The 22,702-nt window shown below is 72.1% G+C and carries 21 protein-coding genes; 12 read left to right on the top strand and 9 right to left on the bottom strand.

Annotation, left to right across the window (positions count from 1 at the left end; all coding sequences use genetic code 11):
• Positions 1-54 precede the first annotated feature (54 nt).
• Positions 55-654 carry a cadmium resistance transporter gene (locus ACWDVW_RS10080; protein WP_449946569.1) on the bottom strand — a complete coding sequence of 200 codons (600 nt, stop codon included), beginning with the start codon at positions 652-654 and terminating at the stop codon, positions 55-57.
• Positions 655-1,026: 372 nt separating this feature from the next.
• On the opposite strand from ACWDVW_RS10080, the gene ACWDVW_RS10075 reads away from it, so the two are divergent.
• The 3 genes from ACWDVW_RS10075 to ACWDVW_RS10065 all read left to right on the top strand — a co-directional run bounded on the left by ACWDVW_RS10075 (position 1,027) and on the right by ACWDVW_RS10065 (position 4,155).
• A complete protein-coding gene (locus ACWDVW_RS10075) occupies positions 1,027-1,254 on the top strand; it encodes a helix-turn-helix domain-containing protein (protein WP_007072022.1) in 228 nt (75 codons plus the stop codon).
• A gap of 46 nt (positions 1,255-1,300) precedes the next feature.
• The gene (locus ACWDVW_RS10070) at positions 1,301-2,068 is read left to right on the top strand and encodes an enoyl-CoA hydratase/isomerase family protein (protein ID WP_449946566.1); all 768 of its coding nucleotides are present in this window, start codon (positions 1,301-1,303) and stop codon (positions 2,066-2,068) included.
• Positions 2,069-2,178: 110 nt separating this feature from the next.
• Entirely contained in the window at positions 2,179-4,155 is a 1,977-nt protein-coding gene (locus ACWDVW_RS10065) for an ABC transporter ATP-binding protein (RefSeq protein WP_449946799.1), read from the top strand.
• A 7-nt stretch (positions 4,156-4,162) separates the two neighbouring features.
• Here the strand turns inward: ACWDVW_RS10065 and mug are convergent, their stop codons facing one another.
• The 6 genes from mug to ACWDVW_RS10035 form a co-directional block, all read right to left on the bottom strand.
• Positions 4,163-4,720, bottom strand: a complete 558-nt coding sequence (gene mug, locus ACWDVW_RS10060) for a G/U mismatch-specific DNA glycosylase (protein ID WP_449946565.1) — start codon at positions 4,718-4,720, stop codon at positions 4,163-4,165.
• A 191-nt stretch (positions 4,721-4,911) separates the two neighbouring features.
• The gene (locus ACWDVW_RS10055) at positions 4,912-5,673 is read right to left on the bottom strand and encodes an SDR family oxidoreductase (protein ID WP_449946563.1); all 762 of its coding nucleotides are present in this window, start codon (positions 5,671-5,673) and stop codon (positions 4,912-4,914) included.
• Between the two features lie 119 nt (positions 5,674-5,792).
• Positions 5,793-6,260 (bottom strand): hypothetical protein, encoded by a 468-nt coding sequence (locus ACWDVW_RS10050; protein WP_449946561.1) that lies wholly within the window; start codon positions 6,258-6,260, stop codon positions 5,793-5,795.
• Positions 6,257-7,072, bottom strand: a complete 816-nt coding sequence (locus ACWDVW_RS10045) for a DUF692 domain-containing protein (protein ID WP_449946559.1) — start codon at positions 7,070-7,072, stop codon at positions 6,257-6,259. Before ACWDVW_RS10045 ends, ACWDVW_RS10050 begins: the two co-directional genes overlap by 4 nt.
• Positions 7,069-7,998 carry a TIGR04222 domain-containing membrane protein gene (locus ACWDVW_RS10040; protein ID WP_449946557.1) on the bottom strand — a complete coding sequence of 310 codons (930 nt, stop codon included), beginning with the start codon at positions 7,996-7,998 and terminating at the stop codon, positions 7,069-7,071. The genes ACWDVW_RS10045 and ACWDVW_RS10040 overlap by 4 nt, the downstream gene beginning before the upstream one ends.
• A gap of 102 nt (positions 7,999-8,100) precedes the next feature.
• On the bottom strand, positions 8,101-8,673 hold the full coding sequence (locus tag ACWDVW_RS10035; protein ID WP_350696601.1) for a TetR/AcrR family transcriptional regulator: 573 nt from the start codon (positions 8,671-8,673) through the stop codon (positions 8,101-8,103).
• 147 nt (positions 8,674-8,820) lie between these two features.
• On the opposite strand from ACWDVW_RS10035, the gene ACWDVW_RS10030 reads away from it, so the two are divergent.
• Both ACWDVW_RS10030 and ACWDVW_RS10025 read left to right on the top strand, forming a co-directional pair.
• On the top strand, positions 8,821-9,495 hold the full coding sequence (locus ACWDVW_RS10030; protein WP_350696602.1) for an HAD family hydrolase: 675 nt from the start codon (positions 8,821-8,823) through the stop codon (positions 9,493-9,495).
• A 158-nt stretch (positions 9,496-9,653) separates the two neighbouring features.
• Positions 9,654-10,580, top strand: coding sequence for an RIO1 family regulatory kinase/ATPase domain-containing protein (locus tag ACWDVW_RS10025; protein ID WP_449946555.1), 927 nt, complete (start codon positions 9,654-9,656; stop codon positions 10,578-10,580).
• A gap of 81 nt (positions 10,581-10,661) precedes the next feature.
• Here the strand turns inward: ACWDVW_RS10025 and ACWDVW_RS10020 are convergent, their stop codons facing one another.
• A complete protein-coding gene (locus tag ACWDVW_RS10020; RefSeq protein ID WP_449946553.1) occupies positions 10,662-10,910 on the bottom strand; it encodes a DUF2630 family protein in 249 nt (82 codons plus the stop codon).
• A 484-nt stretch (positions 10,911-11,394) separates the two neighbouring features.
• On the opposite strand from ACWDVW_RS10020, the gene ACWDVW_RS10015 reads away from it, so the two are divergent.
• The 7 genes from ACWDVW_RS10015 to ACWDVW_RS09985 all read left to right on the top strand — a co-directional run bounded on the left by ACWDVW_RS10015 (position 11,395) and on the right by ACWDVW_RS09985 (position 19,358).
• Entirely contained in the window at positions 11,395-12,732 is a 1,338-nt protein-coding gene (locus tag ACWDVW_RS10015) for a cytochrome P450 (protein ID WP_449946797.1), read from the top strand.
• Between the two features lie 41 nt (positions 12,733-12,773).
• Positions 12,774-13,631 carry a terpene synthase family protein gene (locus ACWDVW_RS10010; RefSeq protein ID WP_449946796.1) on the top strand — a complete coding sequence of 286 codons (858 nt, stop codon included), beginning with the start codon at positions 12,774-12,776 and terminating at the stop codon, positions 13,629-13,631.
• Positions 13,628-15,250, top strand: a complete 1,623-nt coding sequence (locus ACWDVW_RS10005; RefSeq protein WP_449946551.1) for a prenyltransferase — start codon at positions 13,628-13,630, stop codon at positions 15,248-15,250. Before ACWDVW_RS10010 ends, ACWDVW_RS10005 begins: the two co-directional genes overlap by 4 nt.
• A gap of 95 nt (positions 15,251-15,345) precedes the next feature.
• A complete protein-coding gene (locus ACWDVW_RS10000) occupies positions 15,346-17,871 on the top strand; it encodes a nitrate- and nitrite sensing domain-containing protein (protein WP_449946549.1) in 2,526 nt (841 codons plus the stop codon).
• Positions 17,872-17,918: 47 nt separating this feature from the next.
• Positions 17,919-18,380, top strand: a complete 462-nt coding sequence (locus tag ACWDVW_RS09995) for a roadblock/LC7 domain-containing protein (RefSeq protein ID WP_350696613.1) — start codon at positions 17,919-17,921, stop codon at positions 18,378-18,380.
• A gap of 5 nt (positions 18,381-18,385) precedes the next feature.
• Entirely contained in the window at positions 18,386-18,772 is a 387-nt protein-coding gene (locus ACWDVW_RS09990) for a DUF742 domain-containing protein (protein WP_350696614.1), read from the top strand.
• Entirely contained in the window at positions 18,753-19,358 is a 606-nt protein-coding gene (locus ACWDVW_RS09985) for a GTP-binding protein (protein WP_396743019.1), read from the top strand. The genes ACWDVW_RS09990 and ACWDVW_RS09985 overlap by 20 nt, the downstream gene beginning before the upstream one ends.
• Positions 19,359-19,438: 80 nt before the next feature.
• Here the strand turns inward: ACWDVW_RS09985 and ACWDVW_RS09980 are convergent, their stop codons facing one another.
• The gene (locus tag ACWDVW_RS09980; RefSeq protein ID WP_449946547.1) at positions 19,439-22,324 is read right to left on the bottom strand and encodes an aconitate hydratase; all 2,886 of its coding nucleotides are present in this window, start codon (positions 22,322-22,324) and stop codon (positions 19,439-19,441) included.
• Positions 22,325-22,702: the final 378 nt, after the last annotated feature.

The raw sequence follows: 22,702 nt of genomic DNA, 5'->3' as shown, positions 1-22,702 counted from the left end.
CCCTACTAACGCCTGGTGTATAGGAAGGGACCCCTCCTTACACGCACGCCGGGGTCAGCGGGCGAGATCGAGCAGGTGCCCGACGACGCCGGAGGTGGCCAGGATGACCACGCCGACGGCGACGAAGATCGTCGGCACCAGCCAGTGGCCGGCGCGTTCGACCAGCCGGGTCACCCTCGGGTGGCCGCCGAGCCAGGCGCCGGCCACGCACCACACGGCGACCAGGCCGGCGAAGACCAGCCCGAAGACGGCGGCGTCGGCGACACCGAGGGTGCGCAGCACCGGCACGTAGACGGCCACGTTGTCGGCGCCGTTGGCGATGGTCACGGCGGCCACGCCGACCACACCGGCGACCACCGGAGGCGGCTCGTCGTCGTCGCGTCGTCGCAGTGCGCGGACACCGAGGGCGATCGGCAGCAGCCCGAGCAGGCCGGTCCACTCGTCGGGTACGACCAGGAGCCCGGCCGCGACCACGGCGCTGGCCAGCACGAGGGCGCCGATGCCCAGGTACTGGCCGGTGACGATCTGCCCGATGCGGGGACGGCCGGTGGTGCGGGCGGCGACGAAGAACACCGTCAGGATGACGATGTCGTCGATGTTGGTCGCGGCGAAGACCACCGCGGCGACGGTTGCGGTGCCGAGCAGGTCGAGCATGGCCGGCAGCGTACGGGCCAACAGGCCGGTCGGAGTGCGACGGAGGGCGAGGCGGCTCAGCCCGGTCGGGGCGCCTGCGCCTCGGAGCGCCGGACGGTGACCGCGGTCTATACCTTTGGTGAGGGGGCGGTGGCGGTCCGTGGTGTCGGCGGTACCGTGCGTGCGAGCGGTGGCCGGCCGCCGAGAGCCAGCTCCGGGCCGTTGGCGGGCCCCGCCCCGCGACCGCGTGCCGACGGTCGTCACCTATCGGGAAGCTGACATTGCATAGCGTGTCGGTTGGCGAATAGTTGATATCTGGCGCATGATCGTTCGAGGCGGTCTAATAGGTGGGACCGTATCCGAACCGCACAGTCTGGGACGTGAGGACACAGCATGGCAGCCACTGGCACAGCCACCAGCACTGAGAAGGGTCGCCGGATCGTCGGAGCCGAGCGTCAGACGCTCGCCAAGGACCTCGTCAAGCGGTACACCGGAGGAGAGAGCATCCGTGCTCTCGCGGCCTCGACCGGCCGATCCTACGGGTTCATTCACCGCGTGCTCACCGAGTCCGGGGTGCAGCTGCGGCAGCGCGGCGGGGCCCGGCGCCGCAAGAAGGCGTGACCCGCCCGTCAGCGTCGTACACCACCACCGTGACCCGGGCCGCCCGGTGACCACCGAGGCGACCGGGGTCCGGCTGGAATGTGACGGGCCGATCGCCACGGTCACCCTGTGCCGGCCCGACGTGCTCAACGCGCAGACCCCGTCGATGTGGCGCGCGATGAGCGACTTCTCCCGGGACCTGCCCGGTGACGTACGTGTCGTGGTCGTCCGGGGTGAGGGGCGGGCGTTCTCCGCCGGCCTCGACCTGGCGGTCGTGGGCGCCACCGGGCCGGGCTCGTTCGCCGAGCTGGCCGCACTGCCGGAAGCGGAGTGCGCCGACCAGATCGCCGTCCTGCAGAGCGGCTTCACCTGGCTGCACCGGCCGGACGTCATCTCCGTTGCGGCCGTGCAGGGGCACGCCATCGGCGCCGGATTCCAGCTCGCCCTCGCCTGCGACCTGCGGGTGCTGGCGCAGGACGCGAAGCTGTCCATGGCCGAAGTCACGCTGGGCCTGGTCCCGGACCTGGCCGGCACGAAGCGCCTGGTGGAGTTGGTCGGCTACGCCCGTGCGCTGGAGATCTGCACCACCGGTCGGCGGATGGACGCCGTCGAGGCGGACCGGCTCGGCCTGGCCACCCTGGTGGTGCCGAACGCGGAGCTGGACGACGCGGTACGCGATCTCACCGCCGGGCTGCTCGCGCACCAGCGTGACGCCGTCGTGGAGATCAAGGCACTGCTCGCCGGTGCGTCCGGACGGACGCACGCCGAGCAGCAGCGGGCCGAGCGGGAGGCACAGACCCGGCGGATCCGCGATCTTGCCGGGTACGCAGAATAGTAAGGACCGTTCGGGAAGATCCGGGTTACTCACGAGGTTGTCGTAGCTGTCGGGAGAATTGACCCGACGGCGTACTGAGGCCCTTCCCGGAGGTGTGTGTGTCCAACCCGATGGCCGCCGGCGGCATGGGCGGTTGGAGCATGCTGCGGTCGATGCGCAACGGTGACGAGATCTCCAGTCACCGGTTGCAGCGTGGCGTCGCCCGGCGGATCGTGGCGTTCGCCCGACCGTACCGGCGCGACATCGTCGTGTTCCTGCTGACCGTGATCGTCGCGGCGGTGATCGGGGTGGCCACCCCGTTGCTCGCCGGTCAGGTCATCGACGCGATCACCAGGGGCGGCGACGAGGCCGGCGCGCTGGTCATCCGGCTGGCGTTCTTCATCGCCGGCCTGGCCGTCGCCGACGCGATGCTCTCGCTCGCGCAGCGCTGGTATTCGGCGCGCATCGGCGAGGGCATCATCCTCGACCTGCGGACCCGGGTCTACGACCACGTGCAGCGGATGCCGTTGCAGTTCTTCACCCGCACCCAGACCGGTGCGCTGGTCAGCCGGCTCAACAACGACGTGATGGGGGCCCAGCGGGCCTTCACCTCGACGCTCTCCGGCGTGGTCAGCAACGTGATCCAGCTGCTGCTCACCGCCGCCGTGATGCTCACCCTCTCCTGGCAGATCACCGCGTTGTCGCTGGTGCTGTTGCCGGTGTTCATCATCCCGGCCCGGCGGGTCGGTCGGCGGCTGGCCGAGATCACCCGCGAGTCGTACAACCTCGACGCCAAGATGAACGCGACCATGACCGAGCGGTTCGGGGTCGCGGGCGCGCTGCTGGTGAAGCTCTTCGGTCGCCCCGACGCCGAGGCCGGCCGGTTCGCCGCCCGCGCCGAGCGGGTCCGCGACATCGGCATCACCTCCGCGATGTACTCGCGGACGTTCTTCGTGGCGATGCTGCTGGTCGCCTCGCTGGCCCAGGCGCTCACCTACGGGCTCGGCGGGTGGCTGGCGGTCACCGGCGAGGTCAGCGCCGGCACGGTCGTGACGCTCGCGTTGCTGCTCACCCGGCTCTACGGTCCGCTCACCGCGCTGAGCAACGTCCGGGTCGACGTGATGAGCGCGCTGGTCTCGTTCGACCGGGTCTTCGAGGTGCTCGACCTGGATCCGGCGATCAAGGAGCGGTCCGACGCCGTTGCGGTGCCCCGGGACGCCGGCCGGGTCGAGTTCCGTGACGTGCGCTTCCGCTACCCGAGCGCCGCCGAGATCTCCCTCGCGTCGCTGGAGGAGGTCGCCACGCTGGACCGTACGGTCAACGAGCCGGTGCTCAAGGGCGTCTCCTTCCGGGTCGAGCCGGGGCAGATGGTGGCCCTGGTCGGGCCCTCCGGCGCGGGCAAGTCCACGCTGTCCATGCTGATCTCCCGCATCTACGACGTCACCGATGGCCAGGTGCTGGTCGGCGGCGTCGACGTGCGGGACGCCACGCTCGAATCGCTGCGGGACGAGATCGGCGTGGTGACCCAGGATTCGCACCTGTTCCACGAGACGATCGCCGAGAACCTGCGGTACGCCAAGCCGGACGCCACCGACGACGAACTGTGGGCGGCGCTGGCCGGTGCACAGGTCGCCGACCTGGTCCGGGCGCTGCCCGACGGGCTGGACACCACCGTCGGGGAGCGCGGCTACCGCTTCTCCGGTGGTGAGAAGCAGCGCATCGCGATCGCCCGGCTGCTGCTCAAGGCACCCTCGATCGTGATCCTCGACGAGGCGACCGCGCACCTCGACTCGGAGAGCGAGGCGGCCGTGCAGCGGGCGCTGTCGGTGGCGCTGACCGGGCGTACCGCGCTGGTGATCGCGCACCGGCTCTCCACGGTCCGCGACGCCGACCAGATCCTCGTCCTCGACGAGGGCCGCATCGTCGAGCGCGGGCGGCACGACGAACTGGTCGCCGTCGGTGGTCTCTACGCCGAGCTGTACCGCACCCAGTTCGCGGTGGCCGACTCGCCGACGCCGCACACCGACCAGGCCATGATGGAGCCGGTGATCATCCCGTCGCGGGAGTACCTCGCCGACGAGGCGCTGCCGCCCGCCGCCGCCAACTGACGGGCGTTCACTCCCGGGCCGTCGCCTCGCGCAGTTCGGCGAAGGCGGCACCGAGCGTCTGCGGGGTGTAGTGCGCGTTCAGGCCGCTGGGATTCGGCAGCACCCAGAGGTGGGCACCGGCCAGCGACTCGGGCTGCCGGCCGAAGGTGGCCTTCGGGCGGGCGAAGCCGATCCGGTACGCGGTCACCCCGACCACCGCCACCCAGCGCGGCCGGTACGCGGCGACCTTGCCGGTCAGCTTCCGTGCCCCGTCGACCAGTTCGGCGGCGGACAGTTCGTCGGCGCGGGCACTGGCCCGGGCCACCACGTTGGTGATGCCCAGCCCGAGCCCGGGCAACGCGTCCTGTTCGCTGGGGTGCATCAGGCGCGGGGTGAACCCGCCCCGGTGCAGCGCCGGCCAGAACCGGTTGCCGGGGCGGGCGAAGTGCCAGCCGGTCGCGGCCGACCACAGCCCGGGGTTGATCCCGACGAACAGCACGTCCAACCCGGGCGCGATGACGTCCGGCAGCAGTCGGTCCACGGCCGCCGCCAACTCCTCCCGGGTCGGCCGGTACCCCCGATTCACGCCGTCGGTCCGAGCTGCGGGTCCGGGACCCGGCACCGCCGCGCCACGGGCACTTCGCACCGGGCCGCCCTCTGCTTGCCCGGTCACCGGCCGCGCAGCGTCGCCTTCCGGTCGCCCGGTCGCCGGACTGGCGGGACCGCCTTCCGGTCGCCTGGTCGCCGGACGGTCAGCGCCGCCCTTCGGTTGCCCGGTCACAGGCCGCGCAGCGCGCCGCCGTCAACGGGGATGGTGACCCCGGTCAGGTAGCTCGCGGCCGGGGAGAGCACGAACGCGGCCACCCTCCCGAACTCGTCGGGGTCGCCGATGCGGCGCAGGGGGATGCCGGCCTCGGCTTCGGCGCGGGCCTGTTCGGGGTCGCCGCTGGCGGCGAAGAGTTCCCGGTTCCGGTCGGTCATGATCCGCCCCGGCAGCAACCCGACCACCCGTACGCCACGGGGGCCGTACTCGTCGGCGACGTCCTTGGCGACCCCGGCCAGACCGGGGCGCAGCCCGTTGGAGATGCCCAGCCCGGTGACCGGGCCCCGCGCCGAGGTGGACAGCACGAGTGCGATGGCGCCTCCGTCGGGCAGCGCCCCGGCCACCGTCCGCACCGTCCGTACGCTGCCCAGGAAGATGGTCTCGAAGGCGCGTCGCCACTGCTCGTCGTCGACCGAGGCGGCACTGCCGGGGGTCGGTCCACCCACCGAGACCAGGGCGCCGTCGAGTCGGCCGAAGTGCTGGTGCGCGGCCTGCACCAGCCGTTCGGGCGTGTCCGGGTCGGTGAGGTCGGCGGTGATGCCGACGGCGTGTTCCGGCCCGCCGAGTTCGGCGGTGGCGGCGGCCACCGTGTCGGCGTGCCGGGCCGAGAGCACCACCCGGGCGCCGTCGGCGACCAGGCTCCGCGCCGTGGCGTGACCGAGGCCGCGCGAGGCGCCGGTGAGCACGTACACCCGGTCGGTGAGTCCTAGATCCATGCCACCGATCCTGCCGCAGCCGGTGTGGGTCCGGCACCTCCGGGTCCGTCCGTCCCGCCGAGCCCTGATGTTAGGAGGGGACCCCTGCTCTACCGCAGGCGTTAGAAAGGGTCCCTTCCTTACCTCCGGAGGAGGCGTACGCGGCCGGCGAGTTGGATCGCGACGGCGCCGTCGACGCGTGCGAGTGCGGGGGAGCGTCGGGGGCGTGGCGCCCGAGCGCCGTCGTAGCGCAGGCTGGCTTCCCGCACGGCGAGTTCCTCGGCGCCCAGCGGTGGCAGTTCGGCGCGGTCGCGCAGCGCGCGGGCCAGGTCCCAGCCGTCGCGCAGGCCGCCGCCGGTGGGCCGGTCGGCGGCCCAGGTGAGGAAGGTCGACGGCCAGCGTGGGCCGAGGGCAGCGGTGAGCAGCGGCCAGTGTCGGGCGACCTCGCCGGCCCGCTTGCGTAGCAGCGCCGCACGGGCGGCGGCCAGCGGTGCGGGCGCGAACCCCGGGGGCGGTGGGCCACCGGCCACCAGCGCGGCCACCAGTCGCGCCTGCCGCTCGGCCAGCGTGCCACCCGGCGCGGGTGGGTCGTGGGCGTCGGTGCTCACGTCACCATCGGCAAGCCGCTGGCGGTGGCGATGGCGTCCAACTCGGCGCGCAGGTCGGCGGCGGGCGGGTAGTGCCCGTCGCGTTCCAGCATGACCGCCGGTGGCCGGTGCCGCGCGCACACCTCGGCGAGCAGGTCGAGGACGTCCTGTCCGACCGGGTCGGTGTGGGTGTCGTGATAGAAGCCGCCGTGGTCGGCGCCGCCGGCGACGTGCACGTACGCGACGCGGTCCAACGGCAGCCGATCCAGCAGGGCCAGCGGGTCGGTGCCCCGGTTACGGGCGTTGGCGTGCACGTTGGCGATGTCGAGCAGCAGCAGCGCGTCGGTGCGGTCCAGGATCTCGGTGAGGAACGCGGCCTCGTCGAGTTCGTCGTCCGGCCAGTCGAACAGCGCGGCGATCGGCTCCAGCGCGATCGGCACCGGCAGGTCGGCCCGGGCCCGGGCGACGTTGGCGCAGACCACGTCGACCGCCTCGCGGGTGCGGGGCAGCGGCAGCAGATGCCCGGCCTCCAGGCCACCGGCCCGGACGAAGGCGATGTGCTCGCTGACCAGGGGCGCCGCCACCAGCTCGGCGACCGCCGCCAGGTGACCGACCCGGGCCGGATCGACCGGTTCGGTGCCGCCGAGGGAGAGCCGTACCCCGTGCGGCACCACGGTCACGCCGCGTCGACGCAGCTCGACCAGCCCGTCGGGTGGGTCGGCGGGGGACACGCCCTCGGCGACCACCTCGACGAAGCGCAGGCCGGGCAGGTCGGCGACGAATCCGGCGATCTCCGGTCGCCAGCCGATGCCCACCCCGTGCGGGCCGGTCATCCGCCGCATCCTCCACCGCCGCCGCACCCGCCGCCGCCTCCCCCTCCGCAGCCGCCGCCGCTGCTGCTGTCGCTCGCGCCTGCGGTGCTGCCACCGCCGCAGGCGGCGGTGCCGCCGGTGCCGGTGGCCGCCTGGCGCTGGAGCTCGGCCTGCTGGGCGAAGGTGGGGTCCATGGCCCAGATCGTGGCGCTGCCGTAGAGGGCCACCGCCATCGCGGTGCCGGCGGCGCCGTAGGTGGCGTACGACGGGTTACTGCGGGGTGCGAGGTGGTGGTTGCGCATGCGGAGCAGCCGCAGCGCCGCGTCGGCGGCCTTGGTGCGTCGGGGCACCAGGGCGAACAGCAGGGTGGCCACCACGCTGAGTGCGAGTACGACGGCCACGAGATACCAGACCGGTCGCCCGTTGGCTGCGCCGGCGAAGATGCGCGCGATGCCGACCGCAGACAGCACGGCCATCAGCAGCGGGCCGATCCGCAGGGCCGCCCGCTGCTCCGGGGTGACCAGCAGTCCGTGCCGGTCCAGGCCGTCCCGCAGCTCGGTGAGGGCCCGGCTCACCCACTCGGTCGTGACGACCTGGCGGGCGGGGCAGCGCTGGCTGGCGGCGTGGTGGACGGCGCGGTCGAGCGGGGTCACGCCGGGAGGCAGGGGAGCGTCGGCGGTCAGCCGGTGGTGTTTGTCGACCCCGATCACGCCCTGTCCCCGCAGCGCGCCGATGGCGGTCCAGACCGCCAGGTTCTCGCCGCCGTTGAGGAAGGCGAGCTGCTGCGGGCCGAGTTGGTCGGCGGGGGGCGCGGAGCGGCCGGACAGCACCGCCCGGCGGTGGATCAGGGTGCCGACGACGAGGACGAGCGCCGCCGCCAGATAGAGAAACAGGAAGGTGCGGCTGGGAATACCCCAGGTGTGGAAGTCCGCCGCGGGATCCGTCATGGCCTGCTCCTGTCGCGCGAAGGGAACGCAGACTCATTGTGGAGCGCGGACGCCACCGTGCCGAGGCCGGGACAGCCGGGTTATCGGGCCGTTACCGACTGTTCAGCGGCGACGGACGGCCTCCTCGACCAGATCGAGGACGGGGCCGAGGTCGCCGGCGGGTCGTCCCATGGCCAGGTGCAGGACCAGGCCGTCGTAGGCGAGTTCGAGGAAGCGGGCCAGCACGTCGATGGGTACGTCCTCGCGCAGCACTCCGGCCTCGCGTTGCCGGGACAGGCGGTCCCGGGTGGCCTCGGCGATGGCCGCCGAGCGCTCGGCCCACCGCTTGGCGAAGGCCGGATCGGTCCGCAGCCGTCGGGAGACCTCCAGTTGGCTGCCGAGCCATCCGGTGGTGTCCGGAGAGACCGCGCGGGCGAGCAGGTCCCGCATGACCTGGACCAGACCGTTGCGGGCGACGGTCTCCACCATCGTCGCCGCGTCGTCCTCGGCGACGGCCAGGAAGAGCGAGTCCTTGTCCCGGAAGTGGTGGAAGATGGCCCCTCGGGACAGCCCGGTCGCCTCTTCGAGCCGGCGCACGGTGGCGCCCTCGTAGCCGTGCCGAGCGAAGCAGGCGCGCGCGGCGGTGAGGATCTCGTGTCGACGGGCGTCGAGCTGGTCCTGACTTACTCTGGGCACGTCACGATCGTGTCAGCTCACCCGGGGTAACGCAAACCGTACGTACGGCTTGGAAATCGGGTTCTGGTCGGGGTCGGTGCCGGTACGACATCACCGCGTAACCTCCGGCCCTGTCGGGCGGGCACCGGATTCCCGTAAGGTGCCCGAGTGCCACTGCTCCTGCTGGATCTGGACAACACCCTGCTCGATCGAGCCGGGCCGTTCCGCACCTGGGCAGAGCGCTTCCTCGACGGCATCGGTGCGCCCGCGCACGACATCGAATGGCTGTTGTCGATAGACGCCGACGGGCTCACCGACCGGTGGGACGTCGCCGACGCCATCCGGGACCGCTACCGCCTGCGGATCCCCTCCATCGACCTGGTTGAGGAGCTGCACGAGGGCATCGTCGAGTTCACCCGGCTCGATCCGCTGGTCGCCTGCGCGCTGCGGATCGCCGACGACGCCGGCTGGATGCCGGTGGTGGTCACCAACGGCACGGTCCGCCTACAGGACACCAAGATCCGGCGGACCGGCCTGGACCGGTACGTGGCCGACTGGGTGATCTCCGAGGAGGCCGGGGTCAGCAAGCCCAACCCACGGATCTTCGCGCTGGCCGCACAACGCGCCCGGATGCCGTTGCGCGGCGCCTGGGTGATCGGCGACGGCCCGGAGGCCGACATCGGCGGCGCCACCGCGGTCGGGCTGCCCAGCGTCTGGCTGCACCGGGGTCGGCCCTGGACGGACGCCCGGTTCGCGCCGACGGTCACCGTCGACACGGTGATCGCCGCCATCGCCGCGATCATGGGCGCCACGGGTGGCGCGGCGGGGCGTACCCGCGCCTGAGGTCGAAAACCGGTTGCCCCGGCGGGCCGACGCGACGAGCATGGTCCGCGCATCGTGCTGCCGGGCGTGCGCCCGGTCGAGGAGAGGAGGTCGGTCATGGCCGTTCTCGCAGGTCAATTCCTGCCTCCATCCACCTCGAACAAGGGACGACCAGCGCAGTGCGCGATCACGACTCCTCGGTGCCGGAGCGCCGAGCCCGCGGCAAGCGCCGCTTCGACGACGACGAACCACACTTCCTGAAGCGCGGGCGGCCGTCCGGCCCCGCCCCGACCGACCCGGACGACGAGCCCGACCCGAAGACCGGCGAGGTCTGGTCCTCCTGGGACGACGCGGTGCACGGCCCGCAACCCCATCCGGCATGGCTGGTCACCGAACTGGCCGCGAAAGACACCGAACTCGGGGTGCTCAAGACCGGCAAGGAGGCCGACGTCCACCTGGTCCGCCGGGCCGTGCCGGAGACCGACCGGTCCTGTCTGCTGGCGGCGAAGCGCTACCGCGATCCCCGACACCGGCTCTTCCACCGCGACGCCGGATATCTCGAAGGACGGCGGGTCCGCCGGTCCCGGGAGATGCGCGCGATGACCGGGCGGACCGCGTTCGGCCGGCAGATGGTCGCCGGGCAGTGGGCGGCGGCCGAGTTCGCCGCGCTGGCCCGGCTCTGGGAGATCGGCGAACGGTTCGGCACCGTCGCCGTGCCGTACCCGGTGCAGTTGCGCGGCACCGAGCTGATGCTGGAGTTCCTCGGCGACCCGGACCAGGGGCGGGCCGCGCCCCGGCTGGCCGAGCTGCGTCCCGACCCGGGCGAGCTGCGCAGGCTGTGGGAGCAGCTCGTCGACGCGCTGGTGGTGCTGGCCCGCGCCGGGTACGCGCACGGTGACCTGTCGCCGTACAACCTGCTGGTGCACCAGGGGCGGCTGGTCCTGATCGACCTGCCGCAGGTGGTCGACGTGGTGGCGAACCCGCAGGGGCGGGACTTCCTGGCCCGGGACGTACGGGTCGTCGCCACCTGGTTCACTGCTCGGGGCCTGCCTCAGGAGCCGGACGCTCTGACCGATCTGCTGGCCCGCGAGGCCGGTCTGCGCTGACGGTCCGGCGTCGGCCGTCGGTCGGGCCGGACGACGGGCTCCGGGGGGCGGTTCCGCCGCCGCCCGGAGCCCGACGGGTGCCTACTGGAGGTACCGCTCGACCTCGGGCACCGGGCGTGCGCCCTGGGCGTCGGGGTCGCCGTGTGCCTGCCGCGCGGCGCGTCGACGGCGGAGCAGGTCCCAGCACTGGTCGAGGGACTCCTCCAGCGCACGCAGCCGGGCACGGGCCTCGTCGTCGGTGCCCGCCTCGTGGGCCTGCGCCTCGGCGCGCAGCCGGTGCTCCTCGTCGACCAGATCGGAGATCCGGCTCAGGATGGTCGTGTCGTCCATGCCCCTGAGCCTGGCACAGCGGGCCCGGCCGCGCCCGGGTTCTTCGCGGCGGGACCGCGTCGAGGGGCCTGCCCGCCCGGTCGGCCGATCGTTGCCACGGGTTCCGTACCCCCGATGTGAGCAGGGATGACGAAGATCACCTGAGAGAGCCGGCGGGGTCCGGGAGCGCCGGGCGTCGGCGTGGGGTCGGCACTCGGGGCGAGGCCGCGCGGACCGGTGTTGAGCAGGCGCGATGAGCGGTGGACGGGAGTGCCGGAAGAGTGCGGTGTCCCTCGTGCACCTGACTCGTACGCCACGTCTCCGTTGTGGACGGCGGGAATGTCGACCACGAAGATTTCTCGGTACGTGACTAGTGAGGAGTGCTACGGCAATGTCATGCTCATCGCAATCGTGGCATTTCGAAGAGTAACGCCCCTCACCCCCGGGGCCCGCCCAACTGGGAGCCGACGACGTGAACTGCGCCCGAACCCGGAGACCGGCATCGATCCCGCTGCGATACACGTTACCGAACCTGCTGCGTGATCCGGCCCGCGCCCTCGTCGAGTTCGGCGAACGCTCCGCAGGTGAGGTCGTCCGGCTCAACCTCGGCTCGCTGCGCCCGTACCTGGTCACCCACCCCGAGCACCTGCAACAGGTCCTGCGCGAGCGCTCCGGCAACTACGTGCGCGCCGGCGACGGTCTGCAGTGGCGCCCGCTGAAGCGGCTGTTCGGCGAGGGCATCCTCAGCGACGGCGAACACTGGGCCGACAGCCGGCAGATCCTCCAGCCGCTGTTCACCGCCCGCCGCATCGACGCGATGGTCGACCGTCTCGCCCTCGCCATCGAGGAGGCCGTCGACGAGCTGGCCGAGCCGGCGCGTACCGGTCGACCGGTCAACATGGGCACGGTGCAGGCCCGCATCGTCTGCTCGGCGATCATGCGGGTCTTCTTCGCGGACCGGATCTCGGTGCCCGACGCGATGCGGATCATGCAGGCGCAGGACGACATCGCCCGCTCGGTGATGCCCCGCATCCTGATGCCGTGGGCGCCGCTGGCCGCGCCCATGCCCGGTGACCGGACGTTCCGCCGGGCCGTACAGCTCATCGACGACCTCCTGCTGCCGACCGTGCGGGCCGCCCGCCACGAGACCGCCGACGACGCCGACGACATCATCAGCACGTTGTGGCGGGGCCGCACCGAGGGCGGTGGCCGACTCGACGAGCAGCAGGTCCGCAACGACACGGTGGCGATGGTGGCCACCACCACCGAGACCACGATCAGCGTCCTCACCTGGCTGTGGCCGCACATCGAGCGCAACCCCGAGATCGCCGCCCGGCTCTACGCCGAGATCGACGAGGTGATCGGCGGCCAGCCGGTACGCCAGGAACACCTGCGCGACCTGCGCTACACCCGACAGGTGCTCGACGAGCTGCTCCGGCTCTATCCGATCGGCTGGCTCTTCCCCCGCAACGCGGTCGAGGAGGACGTCATCGGTGGGGTCCGGATCCCGGCCGGCTCCACTGTGGTGGTCAGCCCGCTGATCACCCACCGCATGTCGAAGTTCTGGGAGCGACCCGACGTCTTCGACCCGGACCGGTTCCGGCCCGAGCAGGCCCGACAGCGGCACCGGTACACGCACTTCCCGTTCGGCGGCGGCCCGCACCAGTGCCTGGGCATGCACCTGTTCTATCTGGAGGCGACGCTGATCGTGGCCGGCCTGCTGAGCCGGTTCCGGTTCCGGCTGTGCCGTCCGGCCGTACCCGGCATCAAGGTGGCCGCCGCGTTGCGCCCCCTGGAACCGGTCGAGGTGGTCCTGCGGCCCGCGCAGGGTGTCGCGGCGTGAGCTCCCGGACCGAGGTGTCGCCGGTCGGCTCCGGCGACCAGATGACCGACGCCGCCGAACAGGGCCGGATCTGCGCCCTCGCCGCGAAGGGTCAGCGCGACCTGGCGGCGGTCGCCGCCGCGTACCCCGAGCTGTTCCCGGCCCGGCCCTTCGACGCCACGCTGTTCGGCAACGTGGCGATGGCGATCGCCTTCGGCGCGCCCTGGTGCGACCTCGACCGGCTCCGGGTCACCAACCGGGCGGTGCTGTGGGGCTTCGCCGTGGACTGGCTGGTGGACCACGAGGCCCGCTCGCGCGACGAGATCGACCGGCTGACCGCCCGTTGCCTGGCGGTGGTCGACGGCGGGACGCCCGAGGAGGGCGACCAGCTCGGTGCCTTCCTCGCCGAGCTGCGCGACGAACTCGCCACGGTGCCCGCCTTCGCCGCCCACCGCGAGCGCTGGCGGGAGGAGACCCGCAAGGTGCTCGTCGCGATGGCCCGGGAGTGGGACTGGAAGCAGTCGCCGGACACCCGGCCCGGGTTCGCGGAGTACCTGGACAACGCCGCCAACCTGGCCTGCACCGTGGTCAACGTCGTGCACTGGATCCACAGCGACGATCCGGCCACCCTGGCGCACCTCGACGCGCTGCTGGCCGCGAGCGACCAGGTGCAGCGCATCCTACGCCTGGTCAACGACCTCGGCACGTACGAGCGCGACCTGCGCTGGGGCGACCTCAACGCGCTGCTACTGGTGTCCCGCGCCGAGGTGGAGAAGCGGATCGTCGAGCTGGTCGCCGAGGCCCGGGACCAGCTCGCGACGCTCCGCGTCGACTGCCCGGTGGCGGCCGACTACCTGGCCCGGCAGATCGGCTTCAGCAGCGGCTTCTACCGGTCCACCGACTTCTGGGGCACGCCGTGACGGCCGCAGGCGTCACCGGACCACCGGAGGCGGCGCAGCGCGTCACCGACGCGGCCGCCGACCTGGTCGCGGACCTGGACCGGGAACCGGCCGGGCAGGTGAGTGCCTCGGTCTACGAGACGGGTCGCCTGGTCGCCGACGCCCCGTGGCTCGGTGGCCACGGCCGGCGGTTGGCGTATTTGCTTGGTCAGCAGGGACCGGACGGCGCCTGGGGCCTGCCCGGCGGGTACGGCCTCGTGCCGACGGCGAGCGCGGTCGAGGCCCTGGTCGCGGTGCTCGCCCGGGACGAGCCGGCCCACCGTTCCGGCCCGGCGCGGTCGGACCTGGTGGACGCCGCCGCTCGGGGGCTGACCGCGCTGGCCCGGCGGCTGGGAGCCGGCGCGCCGTTGCCGGACACCCCGGCGGCCGACCTGATCGTGCCGGCGTTGACCGGTCGCATCGACACGCACCTGACCCGGCTACGCGACGGGGGCGCCCCGGCACTGCCCGGCCTGCATCCGTTGCCCCGGGTGGACCGGCGGCGCCTCGACGCGGTCTCCGCGTTGCTCGCCACCGACCGGCCGATGCCGCGCAAGCTGTGGCACGCCTACGAGGTACTGGGGCCGAACGCCGCGACCCGCGAGGAGGTCCGCCCGATCGACGGCGCGGTGGGCGCCTCACCAGCCGCCACGGCCGGGTGGCTCAACCACCGGCGTGCACCGGACCGGGCCGCGCGGGCGTACCTGGACGAGGTGGTGGCCCGCCACGACGGCCCGGTGCCGTGTTGCACCCCGATCAGCGTCTTCGAGCGGTCCTGGACACTCGGCACGCTCATCCGGGCGGGGATACCGGTCCGACCGTCGCCGGCGGTGGTGGCCGGATTGGCCGACGCACTCGGACCGGACGGTGCGGCGACCGGGCCGGGGCTGCCGGCCGACGCCGACACCACCTCGGCCACCCTGTACGCCCTGGCCCGGCTGGGCCGGCCGGTCGACCCGACCAGTCTGTTCCGCTACGACCTCGGCAGTCACTTCTGCACCTGGCGCGGAGAGGACGGCGACTCGATCACCACCAACGCGCACGTGCTGGAGGCGCTGGGCTGGCACGCCCGGCACACCCGCGAGGGCGCGGACCGGTACGGCGCCCGGGTGGCCGCCCTCGGTGGCTGGTTGCGCGAGGTGCAGCAGCCGGACGGCCACTGGACGGACCGTTGGCACGCCTCGCCCTACTACGCCACCTCCTGCGCGGCCCTGGCGCTGGCCGGTCACGCACCGCCGGAGGCCGCCGGGGAGGCCGTCGACCGGGCCATCGGCTGGGTGCTCGCCACCCAGCGCGACGACGGCGGCTGGGGACGCTGGTCGACCACCACCGAGGAGACGGCGTACGCGGTGCAGGTCCTGCTCGGGACGGGCGACCGGCGGCCGGAGGCGGTGCAGGCCGCTGCTCGGGCACTGGCACATCTGCAGGTCGACACCGTCGGCGACCCTCCATTGTGGCATGACAAGGATCTCTACACCCCGGTCCTGGTGGTCCGCGCGGCAGTGCTCGCGGCACGGCGTCTGGCGCTCGAATCCGGCGCGGCACGCCGTGGCGGTGAGGGCGCCGCAGCCCCCCACCAGGGCATGATCACGAGCGCTTGAGTTGCTACGGTGACGCTGTTAGCGTGCGCCGGGGTCGGTGCGTGTGTGGCCCGCCTGACTGACCGATCAACTCGCTCCGGGCCAGGGACGGTGTAATGGGTTCCCGCAGTTCGAATCTGCGTACCAAGGTCGTGGCCCTGTTGGCCTCTCTGGTGGCACTCTGGAGCTTCACCGCCTGGGTGACCGTCCGCGAGGGCGTCAACCTGGTCGGCGTACAGGCGCTCGACGTGCGGGTGTTCGATCCCACCGAGCCACTGCTGTTGCAGTTGCAGCTGGAACGCCGGACCTCGCTGGCGTACCTCGGTCGGCCCGAGGACCGCAGGCGTGGTGAGCTCGTGCAGGTGCGTCAGCGCACCGACGAGCTGGCCGCCGAGTTCGAGGAGTCGGCCGGGCACTGGCAGGTCGGCCTGCTCGGTAGCGACGGCCTGCACCAGCGGATCGGCGAGCTGAACCGTGGGCTCACCGCGTTGTCGGACACGCGGGCGGCCGTGGACGGCCGCAACATCGGCCGCAGCGAGGCCGGCGGGGCGTTCACCGAGGTGATCGAGTCGATCTATCAGGTCTACGACGAGCTGGGCAACCTCGATGACGACCAGGTCGCCGAGGACACCGTCCAACTGATCCAGCTCAACCGGGCCCGGGAACTGCTGTCCCAGGAGGACGCCCTGCTCGCCGGGGTGCTGGCCGCCGGCCGGATCACCTCGAGCGAGCGAGCGGAGTTCACCCGGGTCGTCGGTGCCCGCCAGTTCGTCGCGGACCAGGCGGTCGTCCGGCTGCCGCAGGCGGACCAGACGCGCTACCAGCAGATGTCCGCCGGCCCGAACTTCCGTCGACTGGCCGATCTGGAGAACCAGGTCATGCTGGCCGGAAACAGCACCCGGGTGCCGTTCAGCGCCGAGGCGTGGACCGATGCCACGAGCCCGGCGTTGATCGAGATCGGCGACGTCGTGCTGGCCGGTGGTGACGACGTGGTCGAACGGGCGACCCCCGTCGCCGTCGGCGTCATCATCCGGTTGGTGCTCGCCGCCGGTCTCGGTCTGCTCGCCGTCATCGCCTCGGTGGTCGTCTCGGTCACCACCGCCCGTGCGTTGGTGCAGCAGTTGCAGCGCCTGCGGGACGCCGCGTTCCAGCTCGCCAACGAGCGGCTGCCCAGCGTGGTGGATCGGCTCGGCCGTGGCGAGCAGGTGGACGTGGCCAAGGAGGCGCCGCCGCTGCAGTTCGGTGACGACGAGATCGGTCAGGTGGGCAAGGCGTTCAACGTGGTGCAGGAGACGGCCGTCCGGACCGCGGTGGAGCAGGCGGAACTGCGTCGCGCGGTACGCGACGTGTTCCTCAGCCTGGCCCGGCGTACCCAGGCCCTGGTGCACCGCCAGCTCACCCTGCTCGACTCGATGGAGCGCCGGGAGCAGGACGCGGAGGAACTGGAGGACCTGTTCCGCGTCGACCACCTGGCCACCCGGATGCGGCGCAACGCGGAGAACCTGATCGTGCTCTCCGGCTCCACGCCCGGCCGGGCGTGGCGCCGCAACGTGCCGATGGTGGACGTGGTCCGTGGCGCGGTCGGTGAGGTCGAGGACTACACCCGGGTCCAGGTGCTCCCGATCAGCGGGGTGTCGCTGGCCGGGCGGGCCGTCGGTGACGTCATCCACCTGCTCGCCGAACTGATCGAGAACGGGCTGTCGTTCTCGCCGCCGCACACCACCGTCGAGGTGCGGGGACAACTGGTCGCCAACGGATTCGCCATCGAGATCGAGGACCGTGGCCTCGGCATGACCGAGGAGGACCTGGCCGCCGCCAACCACCGCATCACCGACCGCTCCGAACTCAACCTCGCCGACGCGTCCCGGTTGGGTCTCTACGTGGTGAGCCGGCTGACCGACCGGCACGGGGTGCGGGTACACCTCAAGGAGTCGCCGTACGGCGGGACGACCGCGGTCGTGCTGGTCCCGAGTGACCTGATCACCGTGGACGGCGCACAGCCGGCGGTCCCGCCGCCGGCCACGCGGAGCGAGGCTCCGGCGCTGCCCGCCGGAGCGGTCCCCGCCGCCGACGAGCGGTCACCCGCACCGGTCGCGGTGGCCTCACCCACCGCAGCGCGGGAAGCCACCGCCGGACCGGTCGCGCAGCCCTCGGTGGAGTCCGTCGAGGAGACCACCATCCTGCCGACCAGGTCCCGCCGCCGGCCCGGTCAGTCCGCCCTGGACGGCCCGACCATCCCGATCGAGGTGCCGGTGACCTCCGCGCCGGGCGAGGGCCCGGCCCGGCCGCCGCGCCTGCCGGCCGACACGGTGGGCGCGCCCGGTGCGCCGACGGGCCCGCCCGTTCCGGCGGCGACCCCGCCCGAGCCGGGTACGCCGACGGTGGCCGAGTCCGACCTGGGGCGTACCGAGTCGGGCCTGCCGGTCCGGGTACGACAGGCCAGTCTCGCCCCGGCGCTGCGCAACGAGCCCGAGACGGCCGACGACGGCGAAGACGTGATCCGCGAACCAGAACAGGTTCGGCGCATGATGAGTTCGTACCAGACGGGCACCCGGCGCGGACGCTCCGACGCCGCTAGGTTGCTCGATGGCGGCCGGCGTGCCGAGGACGGTTCCGACGGCGCCGACCAACCGGCGACCTGATCCGCGTCGCTGGCCCGTTGGCCCGGGTCAGCGCTGGTCAGGCCCAGATGAGCACGGCGAAGAGCCGGGGAGAAGAGGACGACGAAGTGGCGCAGAAGACGGCTTCGAGTGCCGACCTGACGTGGTTGCTGGACGACCTCGTCGGCCGGGTCAAGCAGGCCGAACATGCGGTGGCGCTGTCCGCCGACGGTCTGCTGATGGCCTCGTCGCAGGGGCTCAGCCGCGACGACGGCGAGCACCTGGCAGCGATGGCGGCCGGTATCCAGAGCCTGGCCCGCGGTGCGGGCAAGCGGTTCGGTGGCGGGCAGGTCCAGCAGACAATCATCGAGATGCAGTCCTCCTTCCTGTTCGTCACAGCCGCCGGCCGTAACGCCTGTCTCGCGGTGCTGGCCTCCGAGGACGCCGACGTGGGTCTGATCGCGTACGAGATGGCGATGCTGGTCACCAGGGTCGGCAAGTACGTCGCGTCGCCGTCCCGGTCCGCCGAGCAGACCGGCGGGGAGAAGTAGCCCGGATGACGGTGCAGGGAGAGTCCGCGGACCACCAGTGGGTGGACGACCATGCCGGTCCGGTTGTCCGTCCGTACGCGGTGACCGGCGGCCGGGCCCGTCCGGTCACCGGCACGTTCGACCTGATCTCCCTGGTGACGGCGACCCGCTCGGACGTCTCCCCGGAGATCGGTCTCGGCCCGGAGCACCTGGCGATCGTCGGCCTCTGTCAGCGGATCCAGTCCGTGGCCGAGATCGCGGCACACCTGGACCTGCCGGTGGGCACCGTGCGGGTCCTGCTCGGCGATCTGGTAGCACGCAGCCTGGTGCAGATCCGCGAGCCGCACACCACCGTCGGCATACCCGACCACAGCATTTTCGAGGCGGTTATCAATGGACTACGGGCACTCTGAGCGGCCGCCGGGAGCGGTCGCCCTGCCCACAGCGATCAAGATCCTGGTCGCTGGCGGCTTCGGGGTCGGCAAGACCACGCTGGTCGGGGCGGTCAGTGAAACACGCCCACTGCGGACCGAGGAGGTCCTGACCGAGACGGGAGTCGGCATCGACGACCTCTCCGGCGTCGAGGCGAAGCAGACCACCACGGTGGCGATGGACTTCGGCCGGATCACGGTCAGCGAGGACCTGGTGCTGTACCTGTTCGGCACGCCGGGTCAGGACCGGTTCTGGTTCGTCTGGGACGAACTGGCGCTCGGTGCCATCGGCGCGGTGGTGCTGGCGGACACCCGTCGGCTCGCCGACTGTTTCCCCTCCATCGACTACTTCGAGGGGCGGGGTACGCCGTTCCTGGTCGCGGTGAACTGCTTCGAGGGGTCGCGCTCGTACCGTCTCGACGAGGTGCAGGCCGCGTTGAACCTCGATCCCGAGGTGCCGGTGCTGCTCTGCGACGCCCGCAACCGGGAGTCGGTCAAGGAGGTGCTGATCACCGTGGTGGAGCACGCGATGAAGATCCGGGAGGCCCGTGGCCGCGCCGTCGAGTGACGGTGTGTCCAGCGCCCTCGGCCGGACGAACGAAGGGCTCCCTCCCCGACCGGGGAGGGAGCCCTTCGGCAGTTCGTCGCTCAGCCGGCGATCATGCGCCGCAGCACGTACTGCAGGATGCCGCCGTGCCGGTAGTAGTCCGCCTCACCCGGGGTGTCGATCCGCACCACCGCGTCGAACTCCACACCGCTGTCCGTGCTGACCCGCACGGTACGCGGGGTCGAGCCGTCGTTGAGCGCGGTGACACCGGTGACGGTGAACGTCTCGGTGCCGGTCAGCCCCAGCGAGTCGGCGCTTTCGCCGGTCGGGAACTGCAACGGCAGCACACCCATGCCGATCAGGTTCGAGCGGTGGATCCGCTCGTACGACTCGGCGATGACCGCCCTGACGCCCAGCAGCATGGTGCCCTTGGCCGCCCAGTCCCGCGACGAGCCCGAGCCGTACTCCTTGCCGGCCAGGATGACCAGCGGGATGCCGGCCTCCTGGTAGGCCACCGAGGCGTCGTAGATCGAGGTCTGCTCGCCGGTCAGGTGGTTGACGGTGAAGCCGCCCTCGGGGAGCGGAGCTCCCGCAGCCTGCCCAGCGCCGGGGATCCGCAGTTGATTACGCAGCCGGATGTTGGCGAAGGTGCCCCGGATCATCACCTCGTGGTTGCCCCGGCGCGAGCCGTACGAGTTGAACTCGTGGCGCGGCACGCCGTGCCCGGCCAGGTACTCGCCGGCGGGGGAGTCGGCCTTGATGGAGCCGGCCGGGGAGATGTGGTCGGTGGTCACCGAGTCACCCAGCTTGGCCAGCACCCTGGCCGGACCGATGTCGAGAACAGGCGCCGGCAGGGGCCGCATTCCCTCGAAGTACGGGGGCTTGCGCACGTAGGTGGACTCGCCGTCCCAGGCGAAGGTGTCCCCGGTCGGCGTCGGCAGCGACTGCCAGCGCTCGTCACCGGCGAAGACGTCGGCGTACGCGGAGCTGAACCCGCCGGCACCGATCGCCGAGGCGATGACGTCCTGGATCTCGGCGCTGCTCGGCCAGATGTCGCGCAGGTAGACCGGCTGGCCCGCGCTGTCCTCGCCGATCGGCTCGTTGGCCAGGTCGATGTCCATCGTGCCGGCGAGGGCGTACGCCACCACCAGCGGCGGCGACGCCAGGTAGTTCATCTTGACGTCGGGGTTGATCCGGCCCTCGAAGTTGCGGTTGCCGGAGAGCACCGACACCACGGCGAGGTCGGCCTCGTTCACCGCGGCGGAGACCTCCTCCGGCAGCGGACCGGAGTTGCCGATGCAGGTGGTGCAGCCGTAGCCGACCAGGTGGAAACCGAGCTTCTCCAGGTACGGCGTGAGGCCGGCCCGCTCGTAGTAGTCCATGACGACCTTCGAGCCCGGCGCGAGGGTGGTCTTCACCCACGGCTTGCGGTTCAGGCCCTTGTCCACGGCGTTGCGGGCGAGCAGCGCCGCGCCGATCATCACCTGCGGGTTGGAGGTGTTGGTGCAGGAGGTGATGGCGGCGATCACCACCGCGCCGTGGTCCAACTCGTACTCGTTGCCGTCGGCGCCGGTGACCCGGATCGGGTTGCTGGCCCGCCCGCCGGAGCCGACGGCGGCGGTCACCAGGTCACGCGGGGCGTCGGCCGGGTCGTTGACCTCGTTGGCCGGGGCGTCGCTGGCCGGGAAGGACTCGGCGCTGGCCTCGTCGGCCGGGCCCGCCGTGCCGAACGGCTTGTCCTGCTGCGGCACGCCGGGGCGGCGGCCCGGGTCGCCACCGGTCTCGTCGGCCGCGACGTAGTCGGTGAGCGCGCCGCGGAACAGCGTCTTGGCGCTACCCAGCGGCACCCGGTCCTGGGGACGCTTGGGTCCGGCGAGCGAGGGCTCGATGGTGCCCAGGTCCAGTTCCAGGTGCTCGGAGTACTGCGGCTCGGCGGACGGGTCGTGCCAGAGGCCCTGCTCCTTGGCGTACGCCTCGACCAGCGCGACCTGCTGCGGGTCCCGGCCGGTCAGCTCCAGGTAGCGGATGGTCTCCGCGTCGATCGGGAAGATCGCGACGGTGGAGCCGTACTCCGGGGACATGTTGCCGATGGTCGCCCGGTTGGCCAGCGGCACGGCGCTCACGCCGGGGCCGTAGAACTCGACGAACTTGCCGACCACGCCGTGCTTACGCAGCATCTCGGTGATGGTCAGCACCAGGTCGGTGGCGGTGGTGCCGGCCGGCATCTCGCCGGAGAGCTTGAAGCCGACCACGCGGGGGATCAGCATGCTGACCGGCTGGCCCAGCATGGCCGCCTCGGCCTCGATGCCGCCGACGCCCCAGCCGAGCACGCCCAGGCCGTTGACCATGGTGGTGTGCGAGTCGGTGCCGACCACGGTGTCCGGGTACGCCTGGCCGCCGCGCTCCATGATCGTGCGGGCCAGGTACTCGATGTTGACCTGGTGCACGATGCCGGTGCCGGGCGGCACCACCTTGAACTCGTTGAACGCGGACTGCCCCCAGCGCAGGAACTGGTAGCGCTCCTTGTTGCGGTTGTACTCCAGCTCGACGTTGCGCTCGAAGGCGTCCTCACGGCCGAACAGGTCGGCGATCACCGAGTGGTCGATGACCAGCTCGGCGGGGGCGAGCGGGTTCACCTTGGTGGGGTCGCCGCCGAGGTCGCGGACCGCTTCACGCATGGTGGCCAGGTCGACCACGCACGGTACGCCGGTGAAGTCCTGCATCAACACCCGGGCCGGGGTGAACTGGATCTCGACGTTGGGGTCCGCGGTCGGGTCCCACCCGCCGAGCTGGCGGATGTGTTCGGCGGTGATGTTCGCGCCGTCCTCGGTCCGCAGCAGGTTCTCCAGCAGGATCTTCAGGCTGTAGGGGAGCCGTTCGTGGCCCTCCACCTGGCTGATCTTGAAAATCTCGTAGCTCGCGTCTCCGACGCGTAGCTGGGTCTTCGCACCGAAGGTGTCGAGGCTCGCCACGTCGTACTCCTTCACACCAGCGACCGTGAGTAGTCCTGAGCAGTCTGTCGCACCGGCCGGAAGGCCGCCGTGGTTAGGCAACACTTACCGCCGATACGCGCCGTCAACAAAACCGTACGTCCGTCTTGCTATGAGTGCAACCCTGCGTCACGGAGTGGACGTGGCGCGGGCGTCGGCGCGGGTGCGGGTGGCGGGCGTCGGCGTGGGTGCGGTGCGGATGTTAGGAGGGGTCCCTTCCTATGCACGAGGCGTTAGTAGGGGTCCCTTCCTTGCATGCCACATGGCCGGCCCCCTGTGTGGGGGGCCGGCCGTGGTGGTGTCAGGAGGTGGTGGCGTAGCCGCGGGTGGCGATCCAGTTGGCGAGGTCGTCGATGTGGAGGTCGTAGCGGGCTT

Source organism: Micromonospora sp. NPDC003241 (assembly GCF_053589795.1).
This window is presented reverse-complemented; position numbering and strand designations above follow the sequence as displayed.

Bases quoted from the DNA above. Each gene is read 5' to 3' on its own strand.
- ACWDVW_RS09995 (WP_350696613.1), top strand. From the start codon at position 17,919: ATGAGCACGGCGAAGAGCCGGGGAGAAGAGGACGACGAAGTGGCGCAG.
- ACWDVW_RS09990 (WP_350696614.1), top strand. From the start codon at position 18,386: ATGACGGTGCAGGGAGAGTCCGCGGACCACCAGTGGGTGGACGACCAT.
- ACWDVW_RS10055 (WP_449946563.1), bottom strand. From the start codon at position 5,673: ATGGATCTAGGACTCACCGACCGGGTGTACGTGCTCACCGGCGCCTCG.
- ACWDVW_RS10075 (WP_007072022.1), top strand. From the start codon at position 1,027: ATGGCAGCCACTGGCACAGCCACCAGCACTGAGAAGGGTCGCCGGATC.
- ACWDVW_RS10065 (WP_449946799.1), top strand. From the start codon at position 2,179: ATGGCCGCCGGCGGCATGGGCGGTTGGAGCATGCTGCGGTCGATGCGC.
- ACWDVW_RS10080 (WP_449946569.1), bottom strand. From the start codon at position 654: ATGCTCGACCTGCTCGGCACCGCAACCGTCGCCGCGGTGGTCTTCGCC.
- ACWDVW_RS10045 (WP_449946559.1), bottom strand. From the start codon at position 7,072: ATGACCGGCCCGCACGGGGTGGGCATCGGCTGGCGACCGGAGATCGCC.
- ACWDVW_RS10000 (WP_449946549.1), top strand. From the start codon at position 15,346: ATGGGTTCCCGCAGTTCGAATCTGCGTACCAAGGTCGTGGCCCTGTTG.
- ACWDVW_RS10010 (WP_449946796.1), top strand. From the start codon at position 12,774: ATGACCGACGCCGCCGAACAGGGCCGGATCTGCGCCCTCGCCGCGAAG.
- ACWDVW_RS10040 (WP_449946557.1), bottom strand. From the start codon at position 7,998: ATGACGGATCCCGCGGCGGACTTCCACACCTGGGGTATTCCCAGCCGC.
- ACWDVW_RS10020 (WP_449946553.1), bottom strand. From the start codon at position 10,910: ATGGACGACACGACCATCCTGAGCCGGATCTCCGATCTGGTCGACGAG.
- ACWDVW_RS09985 (WP_396743019.1), top strand. From the start codon at position 18,753: ATGGACTACGGGCACTCTGAGCGGCCGCCGGGAGCGGTCGCCCTGCCC.